At 34.6% G+C, this 11,324-nt stretch carries 6 protein-coding genes; 1 reads left to right on the top strand and 5 read right to left on the bottom strand.

The genetic code is table 11. The features are described from left to right. Window positions 1-20: 20 nt before the first annotated feature. Window positions 21-617 carry a helix-turn-helix domain-containing protein gene (locus QZ659_RS11410; protein WP_291725947.1) on the bottom strand — a complete coding sequence of 199 codons (597 nt, stop codon included), beginning with the start codon at window positions 615-617 and terminating at the stop codon, window positions 21-23. A 460-nt stretch (window positions 618-1,077) separates the two neighbouring features. On the opposite strand from QZ659_RS11410, the gene QZ659_RS11415 reads away from it, so the two are divergent. Next, window positions 1,078-2,535, top strand: coding sequence for a M23 family metallopeptidase (locus QZ659_RS11415; protein WP_291725948.1), 1,458 nt, complete (start codon window positions 1,078-1,080; stop codon window positions 2,533-2,535). 96 nt (window positions 2,536-2,631) lie between these two features. Here the strand turns inward: QZ659_RS11415 and hisS are convergent, their stop codons facing one another. From hisS to QZ659_RS11435, 4 genes are all read right to left on the bottom strand, one after another. Beyond that, on the bottom strand, window positions 2,632-4,017 hold the full coding sequence (gene hisS, locus QZ659_RS11420) for a histidine--tRNA ligase (protein ID WP_291725949.1): 1,386 nt from the start codon (window positions 4,015-4,017) through the stop codon (window positions 2,632-2,634). A 152-nt stretch (window positions 4,018-4,169) separates the two neighbouring features. After that, a complete protein-coding gene (locus QZ659_RS11425; protein ID WP_291725950.1) occupies window positions 4,170-7,286 on the bottom strand; it encodes a hypothetical protein in 3,117 nt (1,038 codons plus the stop codon). A 425-nt stretch (window positions 7,287-7,711) separates the two neighbouring features. Beyond that, window positions 7,712-9,784: an insulinase family protein gene (locus QZ659_RS11430; RefSeq protein WP_291725951.1), complete on the bottom strand. Its 2,073-nt coding sequence runs from the start codon at window positions 9,782-9,784 to the stop codon at window positions 7,712-7,714. Window positions 9,785-9,827: 43 nt separating this feature from the next. After that, on the bottom strand, window positions 9,828-11,168 hold the full coding sequence (locus QZ659_RS11435; protein WP_291725952.1) for a M16 family metallopeptidase: 1,341 nt from the start codon (window positions 11,166-11,168) through the stop codon (window positions 9,828-9,830). Window positions 11,169-11,324 lie beyond the last annotated feature (156 nt).

Genomic DNA, 11,324 nt, shown 5'->3' on the forward strand with positions numbered 1-11,324 from the left:
TACAGTTTTTCAAAATTTTGTCATTTTGTTTCAAAATCTTGACTTTGATGAAATGAATCTAGCATTTTACGCTCTTGAGAGGGGTTTTTCTTATACTGCGAAGGCGTTTGTCCAGTCAGCTCTTTAAATTGTGTAGAAAAATGAGATGTATTTTTATAATGAAGTTGGTGAGCAATTTCCGAAATTCTGTGTTTTTTAAGGGATAAAAGTTCTTTTGCTTTTTCGATTTTTTGGAGAGCAATATACTTTTCGATAGTCATATTTTCAGATGCAGAAAACAGACGGCTTAGGTAAGAATATTCGTGATGTAGATTTTCAGAGAGGTATTCAGAAAAATTGACTTGTAGAGCCTTATCAGAATAATAAATTTGATGTAAAATAGCTGTTTTAATAGCATTGATAAGACTTTTTTTGTCTGACTCTATTAGACTTAATCCTATTTTTTCTAATTCTTGAGCCAATTTTTGTTTTTTAGAACCTGTTACTTCCTTTTCCAATTCAATTTTTCCTAGCTCTACTTTCTTGATTTCTATATTTAGATTTTTACATAGGTCTTCCACCATCAACACACAGCGTGGACAAACCATATTTTCTATATTTAAAACGATTGGAGACATATATTTAGATGACAAAAAAAGATAGATTTTCCTTTCCAACCTCAAATATCGTTTTATAGTTTTTCAGAATCTTGAAAATATGTTGCATAATTTTGTTTTTGCTTGTTGTGTTCTTCAATAAAAGATTTTTTATTGAAATTTTCATATTAAAAAACCAAATAACACAAAAAATACACAAAGGATATAGCAGATTTTGCAGTGTCTATAAAATAGTTGTAAATTGCATTCTCGTTTGAGAGTAAACTTCTAATTTAGTCGTTTAACTTTCTATTTAGAAAATATTGAAAGATTATTTTTGCAGATGTTTTCTGCCTTAATAATTTTAATCTTAATTTATTTCTGCTCACTAAAAAATATTTTTGAGACTTTATTAAAAAAGAATATTAAAACATTCCCCAATTTCAACTAAGTATCTTTTTAATATAAAATATTCTTTTTAGGTCTTATTCCCCATACTATTATGGATTCGCACAATTACTTAAATCATTTACATGCTTATAGTCATTATAAAATTGTAAAAATTATCAGTTTGTCTTTTATTTTATTTACGTTCTTAACACTACAAAACAACACTTCTGCACAGTCTCCTACTCATAAAAACAAAAATCAAAGTGATTTTCAGACTATAACAATTCCTAATTTACTCATTTTACCAACAGACTCAGATGATGAGGAAAAACAAAAGGAAAAAGTAGCTACAAAAGACAACGAAGAAAATACGTTAGAGGATTCTGTACGACTAGCACTTGCTATCTCCAAAAAAGACTCAATAGATGCCTTTGGAATAAGTAACTATAAGGATTCTGCTCTTTTTGAGATAGCTTCTAAAAATGGAAAAATAATTTCAGACTCTTTGGCAACAGCAGTTTCTGATAGGGATGTTGTGAATAAAAATGCGCCCTCTATTGGTGGCGATGGTTATGAGGAGGAAAATTTTCGTCCTGCTAATGCAACACTACTGAACCTCTCTGATACTACAATGCTACGACTCAGTACGCTAGGTGGAAGTTGGGGCTATTCACTTTTTTTAGACACGCTTTCTATCAGCATGAATGCTCGCAAGACACTGTTTAGAGAAGACACTACCAACTATGACAATGCAAAATTGAAAAACATTGTTATGATTTCAGAAGAAATTGCGATTGACTGTGTTTGGATTACGATGCGTCAGTATTACAAAGTTTGGGATTCTAATTCTGTAAATCCTTATGGTATTGATGCTTCCAAATTTAAAGATACTATTCAGATAGCTTTATACGACTCAACTAAACAACAGTATTGGTCGCCACCTATGGCATACAATAAAGTAAACTCACACTTTGGGTATCGTCGTTATCGTTGGCATCATGGAACAGATTTAGATTTAAACACAGGAGACCCAATTTATGCTGTATTTGATGGAATAATTAGGGTCAAAAAATATGGTAGAGGTTTTGGAAATCATATCGTGGTGCGCCACAGCAATGGACTAGAAACCGTTTATGGACACCTTAGCGCAACTAATGTAGAAGTTGGAGATTATGTAAAGGCTGGACAAATGATAGGCAAAGGAGGAAGTACGGGACGAAGTACAGGACCACACTTGCATTTTGAAATGCGATATGAAGGAAATTCTATTGACCCAGCAACTGTTTTTGATTTTGAAAAAAATGAAATCAAAATAAAGGATTTTGAGCTTACGGCAGCTAACTTCAAACATTTGGGAGCAAGAGTTACACATTCTCATGATGACGAAGACGGAGATGATAGCGATGAAACTCACCAAGTGAGAAGAGTGGTCTATCATAAAATCAAAAGTGGAGATTCGCTTTGGAAAATTAGCCGTCAGTATGGCGTTACTATCTCTTCTATCTGCAAACTCAATGGCATCAGCACACGAACCAATTTAAGATTGGGAAGACGTTTGAGAGTACGATAATTTTTTAATGATGAATGGTTAGTGATAAATGAAAATCCCTTTCAAAAACTGATTTTTGAAAGGGATTTTTTATGCTTGGAATTTAACTTTTTAGCGTTACGCAAATTTCTCAATCAGCTCATCAATAGACATCAGTTCTTGTGAACCTTCTATCATATTTTTGACAGCTAATTTTCCTGTTTTCATTTCATTTTCTCCTACAACAACACAAAAAGGAATATTTCTCTTATTGGCATAGTCGAATTGCTTTTTGATATTTTTATTTTCTGTATAGACTTCAGTAGATATATTTCTGTCTCTAAGCCTTCTAACAAGTGGCAAGCTCCAAATACGTGCAGATTCATCAAAAGCTAAGAAAATAACTTTTGTAGAGGTTGATATTTCTTCTGGAAACAAATCTAATTCTTCCAAAACATCATAAATTCTTTCAATACCAAAAGAAATTCCTACCCCAGAATAACCTTTTAAACCAAAAATTCCTGTAAGGTCATCATAACGACCGCCTCCACCAATGCTTCCCATTTCGGCTTCTTCAGCTTTTATTTCATAAATACAACCTGTGTAGTAGCCCAAACCTCGTGCAAGTGTAGGGTCAATTTCTAAATTATTGACAAATGGAATACCTTGTAAGAATTGCTGAACTTGTTCTAACTCTATGATTCCTGCTTCGCCTACTGCATTTCCAGTGAAAAATTCTTTCAGATATTCTAGTTTTTCATTATTAAAACTTGTATCTACGCTTGTGGTTGATTCTATAAACTGTTTTATCTTCGAAATAGCTTCTTCTGAAAGTTCTCTTTCTGAAAGTTCTTTCGAAACGCCTTCCCATCCTATTTTATCTAGCTTATCAATAGCAACAGTAATATCAGTCATTTTTTCTGCAAACCCCACTACTTCCGAAAGACCTTGCAAAATTTTTCTGCTATTGAGTTTGATAGTAACTTTTAGGTTTAGCTTTTCAAATACCTCGTCAGCCATCTGCAAGAGTTCGGCTTCATTGATAAGAGAATCTGAACCCACTACATCAGCATCACACTGATAAAACTCACGATAACGTCCTTTCTGTGGACGGTCAGCACGCCAAACAGGCTGAATCTGAAACCTTCGGAAAGGAAATGTAATTTCGCTTTGGTGCTGTACCACATAACGAGCAAAAGGAACAGTCAAGTCATAACGTAAGCCTCGCTTACTAACTTTTGTAGTAATTTCTTTATAGTCTAACTCTTCGACTTTTTTTTGAGCATCCTTTTTACGTACATCTTTCAAAAAATCGCCCGAATTAAGCACTCTAAAAAGAAGTTGGTCGCCTTCATCCCCATACTTTCCTGTAAGAGAACTTAGATTTTCCATAGTAGGTGTTTCTAAAGGTAGGAAACCATACTTTATAAATACTTTTTTTATAGAATCAAAAAGCCACTGACGTTTGAGCATTTGATTAGGCGAAAAATCACGCATTCCCTGTGGCACAGAAGGTTTTTTCATAGTCTGTCTTATTCTTTTGATACTTTTTATGTTTTAGTCTTGCAAATATACCAAAAAAGTAAAGCGAAAGTTCCATTATTTTTTTGGTAAGCAAAAAGGCATTCCTATCTTATAGATAAGAATGCCTTTTTATTTTGCACTTATTTTTTTATTTAAAAACCTTCTACAGTTATTTCAGCAAAGATAATTCCTGATTCGTTCTCACTTGTATCTTTAAACTTTGCATAAACTCTCTTATAGCCCTGTCCGTCTGAAAGAACCCACTCTACTTTATCGCTATACTCTCTCCAATATGCTCCATCGTCAAACTTAGGAGAGTTGGAAAGCATCATATAATTGGCTTGGCGAGCATTGAAAAGTAATGTTACTTGATTGTCTTTCACACGAGTTTCTCCTCCTTCAATTCTGATAATTCCTGGTTGAGGAGGTTCTGTATCTAGTAAAATTTGTGAACTAGCTACAAAAGACTGATTTCCTGCCTCATCTCTAAATTTAATATAAACTGTTTTGTAGCCATCTGCTCCAGATATTGTCCAGTTCTTAGAAGTTTGATACTCTTCCCAACGTGCTGGTGGAGGAAATCTACTCAAATTACTAATCATCATGTGAGAAGCACCTTCTGCCATAATATCTAATTTTACTTGACGTTTATTGGTATAAGGTTCACTACTATTGATGATGATTTCCTCTCCAAAAGGTGCTTGTCTATCCAAAATAATACTTGCACTAATTGGCTTAGTTTGGTTTCCAGACTTGTCTCCAAACTGTACCCATACTTTGTTTTCACCATCTTCTCCAGCCAACATGTGGTTCATTACGATAGGTCTATAAGGTTGCCAAGCTGCACTATCCATTGCTTCACTTTTTCCGATACGCATTTCAGAAGCTCCCTTTGCACGAAGCTGAAGAGTTACATATTTGTTAATGTCAGTAGTATATTTAGCTCTCTTATTGATTGTAATTTCTCCTTCGGTCGGTGCCGTACGGTCAAGCCCGATTCTGTCATAGGCAATTTCTGAAATGTTTCCTACACCATCTCTATAACGAGCAAATACAAACTTGATTCCATCCTCTCCAACAAGTGTAAACTGTTTGCTAGTATTATAAGATTCCCATTTTGCATCTGGAAAATCTATGCGATTTGAAATCATCATGTGGGTTGCTCCTTGTGCATTTAATGTCAAATTTACAGTTTGAATATTTGTTCCGTTATCGCCATCATTAATTTTCACTTCGCCCACAATAGGAGGTGTACGGTCAAGTAATATTTTTTGAGAAACCACTTCTGAAATATTTCCAGCTTCATCTTTAAAACGAGCAAATATTTCTTTTAATCCATCTTCTCCTGGTAGAGCAAAAGGCACATTTTTTCCTGCTTGATAGTTTATCCAACGACTTCCTGTAAAGGCAGCATCCATACCAAGTTGCATCATAGTAGCACCTTCTGCCTTAGCTTGTAGAAGCACTACTTTATTTGGATTATTGGTAACTGTATCTCCTTTATTGATTCTAATTTGAGGGTTTTGAGGTCCAACCCTATCCAAAATAATTTCTGTACTGATAGGTGGGGTTTCATTACCAGCTTCATCTCTAAATTTTGCATACACCACTTTTTTACCATCTTCTCCGTCTAGCTGCCAATCCTTTATTTCTGCAGCATATTCTTGCCATGCACCTCCTTCAAACTGTTCCGATTTTCCTAACATAACCTCACTTGCGCCACGAGCAAATAAGTTTACAGCAACAGAGGTACTACGCACATATTTAGAATTTTTCTCAATAGCTATGCGTGTGTCGATAGGTGGAGTCAAGTCTAATGTAACTTTATCGTGTACAGGAGTTGAAACATTTCCTGCTCGGTCTCTAAACTTTACATAAACAGATTTTTCTCCGTCTCCAACAGCTAGTTTCCAATCTTCTACTTTGTTTCTATAAATCTCCCAACGTCCTTCAAAAAAGTTTTCAGTATTACTAATCATCATGTAACGAGCATCGTTTCCATCTACAGACAGTTCAAGGTTTACTAAGCCCTCTTTATTGTTGGTTACTCCTGCTGCGCCTTCTTTTGAAACAATTTTTATTGTTCCTCCTGTTGGCTCATCTTGGTCAAGAATAATTTTATCAGATTTGATATCTGTCTCATTACCAGCTTCATCTCTAAACTTTACATAAACAATTTTTTCTCCATCTTCTACATCAAATGTCCAACTTGGAAGCAAATAGCGATAAGGTTGCCACTCTGCACCACGAAGGTCTGGATTATTACTAACCATCATTTCAGATGCACCAATAGCAGAAAGACGAATATTTACATTATGACTCTTTGTATAACGATTACCTCCATTTACCAATATTCTAGGCATTTTTGGAGCTTCCAAATCTAAGATAATACGAGCAAAAGCTGGCTTAGACTGATTGCCCATAGCATCTCTAAACTTTACAGCCACTACTTGAGGGCCTTGTTCGGCAGGTAATTCGAAATCTATTTCTTTTTTATAAGGAATCCAAGTTCCTAAAGATTGAATAGAAACATCACTTGCTCCATCAGCATTAAATGTTAATTTAACATTACGAGAAGTAGCGTATTTTGCTCCTCCATTGATTTCTACTTTTCCTTTTGGTGGAGTTTGATCTACAATAATGGTATCAGCAGCAGTTTTAGAAATGTTGCCTGCATAATCTCTATAACGAGTATATACATGTTTTTCACCTTCGCCACCAGTAAGAGGCCAACCCTGTACGGTTTCTTTATAAGGATACCAACGAGCAACATCTTGAAAATCACTTCTGTTACTGATTTGCATTTCATAAGCCTCATCACAATAAAGTTGCAAATATACTTTTCTATCTCTAGCATTTGTATATTCTGCTCCAGAGTTGATAAGGACAGAAGGATTGGTGGGAGGGCTTCTATCAAGCTCTAACTGTGCTACTGTTGGGTCTGAAACCACAGACCCTGAAACATCTTTAAACTGTACATATACTGTTTTGATTCCATCTTCACGAGCATCTAAACGCCAATTTTTTTGCCCTTCAAAAGGTTCCCAACGTGCACCAATAAAACTGGCGTTGTTACTTACTCGCATCTCATGCGCTCCTTTGGCGAATATTTTTAAGATAACCCTTCCCTCTTTATCATTACTGATAGATGCTCCATTATTTACGGTAACAATTCCTTGAAGTAGTTGTCCATAAGAAGAATAACTCATCAAGAAAAGTCCTGTAAAGGCAAAAATTGAAAAGAGTAAAGTTTTTATATTATGCATCATTATATAATCAAATTATATTATTTTGACTTATTTTCTAGACTTTCCGTCCAAAGTTAGCTAACCATCGTATGGAAAAAATTGTATAAAACAAATAAGACAGACAACGAATCTAGCTTTAGCCATATATTTACTAAGAATAATATCAAATGTTTTATCTACCTAACGCTTCATTTGAAATCATATTGAATGGTATCTTGAAAATACAGAAAAAAAATAAACAAAGACTAACAAAAAGAAAAAATAGAATTTAAAACATGATTTTTTGTTTGACTACTAAAGACAAGTTTACAATTATTGTTCCCTTTAGAATGTATTTATCGAAATGTTTATGCCTTATAAACACTTATAAGTAGCATTAGACGAAAAAAACAATCTCTAAGAAAAACTAAAAAAAATAGTTTTCTCAGAGATTATTAAAACAGAACTTACTCCACCATAAAAACTTTAGCATCAATGTTAGAGTTGAATTTGATACTCTCTACATTTATAGTATAAGAACCTTGTGGAGAACTTACTTTTGCTTTGTAAGGCATCAAAAGTTGTGTATTTGCCGTTTTGCGATAGTCTCCTATCATAACCTCTCCTGATGCGGTTACTTCTTTTATGAGAAGATTCGTTTTTGGGTCAAAATATTGTAAACGTTCTCCGTATTTTGGATGTGTAATTTTTATTTCAAATACTGATTTATCATCTACTACTTGCGCTCCAAGTAACTCAACAGCATAACCATTCGTTTTTTCATACTGTGCGTATGGATTAATAAAAGTTTGCTCCTTTATATTTGCTGTCTGTGTCATATCAAGCTCTTGTGCTTCTCCTCTTGTTATGATATAGGCTTTATTTCCATCATATACTTGTCGGATGTCTCTTTCAGCAACTACAAAAGCTAATTTTTGTCGGTTCTGAATATATACCTTTTGTTCTATCTTTCCTTGGGGCGTAGTCATGGTTTGTGCTTTTTCAATAGCTGTTACTTCATTCCATTTTTTACCTCCAATAGCTTTTAAGTAATTTTGAATTACTTTTTCGGCTGTCATACCAATCAAAATACGTTGGTCTGCCCGAGCAGCCATTTCTCCAAAAGCGTCATATATTTGCACATTGCCAAATGGAGCTAGTTTTTCTACCAAAATGCTTTGGTCTCCTACAACTACAATGGTTAGATTTTCTGGCTTGATATATTTCTTTGCTGCATTCTGAATATCTTCTACTGTTACAGCATTTACTTTTTGGATATAGTTGGTATAAAAATCGGATGGCAAACCATATCTGGCTATATTGATAGCAAAATTTGCTACTGTTTGAGGGCGTTCTAAAGAGCGTACAAACGAACCAATCATACTAGCCTTTGCTCTTTCTAATTCAGCCTCTGCAACAGGCTCTTCTTTTATACGTTTTAGTTCATATAAAAACTCAACAACTGCACTATCTGTAACTTCATTTCGCACACTAGCTGACATTGTAAAAGAAGATGAAAGTTCGTCTGGCTGAAGAGAAGAATACGCACCATAGGTATAGGCTTTATCTTCACGGAGGTTTTGGATAAGTCTTGCTCCAAACCCACTATTTCCCAAAATACCATTCATCAGCCTAGCTGCTACATAATCTTTGCTATCCAACGGATAAAAAACAGGATAAGTAATATTAATAACTGTTTGAACAGCACCAGTACGGTTAGAAATGGCTACTTGAGGTTTTTCAGGAGCTTTTGGCATATCAAATTTTGTTTGGGGAACTATCTTTCTTTCCCACTTGCCAAAATATTTTTTAGCCTGTGCTTTGGCTTCTTCTAGTGTAATATCTCCAACAATAGCTAAATAAGAAACATTAGGACGAAAATAAGTCTGATGAAAATCTTTCAAATCTTCATTTTTGACAGCATTTATAGTAGCTTCTGTTTCTACCTCTCCATAAGGATGATTATTGCCATAATTTACCTTTGATACCACATTATTTGCAATCTGCTCTGGACTAGAAGGCAATGACTGTAAATTAGACAGTGCTTCATTACGTACTTTTTCCAACTCCTCATTTGTAAAAGAAGGATTGTATAAAACATCTGAAAAAATAGAGAGTAACTTGTCAGAATGACGCTTGAGTGAAGAAGCATAGATTCCCCTAGAGTAAGTAATCAGATTGGCTCCCATAAAATCAACCTCTTCATCTAGTTGTTCTTTAGTGCGTGTTTCTGTGCCACGGCGAAGCATTGAGCCAAACATATCTAACATTCCCACTCTTTTTCCTTCCATAATTGGGTCATAATCTACAACCAAAGAATAAGAAACTTGTGGTAATTTGTGATTCTCCACTACAAAAACTTGTAATCCATTTTCTAGTACAAATGATTTGGAATTGGCTATTTCTACTTGGCGAGCTTCTCCAGCCTTTGGGGCTTGACTTCGGTCTAATTCTTTTGTAGAGCCAGAAGGAATAGGAGTACAGGCATAAAATAAGAATGCCACCGAAAAGGCAATACTTAAAATAAATTTATTTTTCATTGTATATATTTTTAATTATCAATCCTTTAAAAGAACTGAATACTTATTTTTTTGGTAAATAATAAAGTGTTACTCTATTTTCCTTTACTAAATATTTCTTGGCTACAGTCTGTATATCTTCTCTAGTAACCTCCATGTATTTCTCTATTTCTGTATTGATAAGATTTGCATCTCCCCCATAAACGTGATTATCTGCTAGAGTTTCTGCAATTCCTGCAATGGTGCTATTTTGTGTATAAAAATTAGCCTCAAACTGATTTTTTAGCTTTTGTAATTCTCTTTCTCCAATAAGTTCTTCTTTTACATTTTCATATTCTTGATTCATTGCAGCTTCTAATTCTAAAGGCTCTACTCCCATAGAAGCTATTCCGAAAGCAAGAGCAACACTAGGATTTTGTTCTAGGTCTAATGGAAATGCTCCCACAAAAACAGCTTTTTGCTGCTCATCTTTTACTGATTTTGAAAGTCTGGAACTCTCTCCTTCAGAAAGTAGCGTAAAGAGCATTTTGGTAGCATAATAATCTTCATTCCCACGAGCAGGAACTTTAAAGGCTTGTACCACAGCAGGAAGCTGAATATTATCATACACAGTATCACGAACTTCCCCAGTTTGTAGTGGCTCAAGTACATTAGGTTGAATCACCTTTTTTCCTTTTGGTATGCTTGCAAAATATTTTGCAACCAACTCTTTTGCTGTTTCGACATCAATATCTCCAGCAATACTTACTACGGCATTGTTAGGAACATAATATTTTTCATAGAAATTTTTATAGTCTTTTTCTTCAGCAGCATCTAAATGTTCCATCGAACCAATCACAGACGATTTGTAAGGATGTTTTGTATAAACTCTTTTCATTGTCTCTTCCAAAATAGAACCATACGGACGGTTATCTATGCGCTGACGACGTTCTTCTTTCACTACTTGTCTTTGTGTTTCTATGCCAGCACTATCCACCCTTGCGTGAAGCATTCTTTCCGACTCCAACCAAAGAGCTAACTCTAACTGATTGGAAGGCATAATTTCATAATAAAAAGTACGGTCATACGTAGTGTTGGCATTATTTGCACCACCAGCATTTTCAATGTAATCGTCAAACTCTCCACGTTTGATATTTTTTGAGCCTTCGAAAAGCAAGTGTTCAAAAAAATGAGCAAAGCCTGTTCGGTTAGGTTCTTCATTTTTTGAGCCTACATGGTAAAGAACACTTACAGCAACTAGAGGAACAGAATGGTCTTCGTGTAAAATGACGTGCAAGCCATTCTTGAGTGTAAATTCAGTAAACTCAATAGTGGGTTTATCTTTTATATGGTTCTTATTATTTGGGATAAAACTTCCAAATACTAAAAATAATAGCGTAAAGCTAGATAATATAATTTTGTTCATTGAGGACTTTTTTTAGACTGATAAATCAGAGCTTTAGATTATTAGAAATTAGACTTCATGGCTCAAAATTACATAAATTAAATTAGTAACGTTAAAGCTATTGGGTGTACGACAAATTTCCCTGTTTATAAAACATTCAATATTTCGTTGCGCTGC

This window comes from Bernardetia sp. (genome assembly GCF_020630935.1).
Lineage (GTDB): Bacteria > Bacteroidota > Bacteroidia > Cytophagales > Bernardetiaceae > Bernardetia.

Coding starts and splice junctions, on each gene's coding strand:
- QZ659_RS11425 (WP_291725950.1), bottom strand. CDS start 7,286: ATGATGCATAATATAAAAACTTTACTCTTTTCAATTTTTGCCTTTACA.
- QZ659_RS11410 (WP_291725947.1), bottom strand. CDS start 617: ATGTCTCCAATCGTTTTAAATATAGAAAATATGGTTTGTCCACGCTGT.
- QZ659_RS11415 (WP_291725948.1), top strand. CDS start 1,078: ATGGATTCGCACAATTACTTAAATCATTTACATGCTTATAGTCATTAT.
- QZ659_RS11430 (WP_291725951.1), bottom strand. CDS start 9,784: ATGAAAAATAAATTTATTTTAAGTATTGCCTTTTCGGTGGCATTCTTA.
- QZ659_RS11435 (WP_291725952.1), bottom strand. CDS start 11,168: ATGAACAAAATTATATTATCTAGCTTTACGCTATTATTTTTAGTATTT.
- hisS (WP_291725949.1), bottom strand. CDS start 4,017: ATGAAAAAACCTTCTGTGCCACAGGGAATGCGTGATTTTTCGCCTAAT.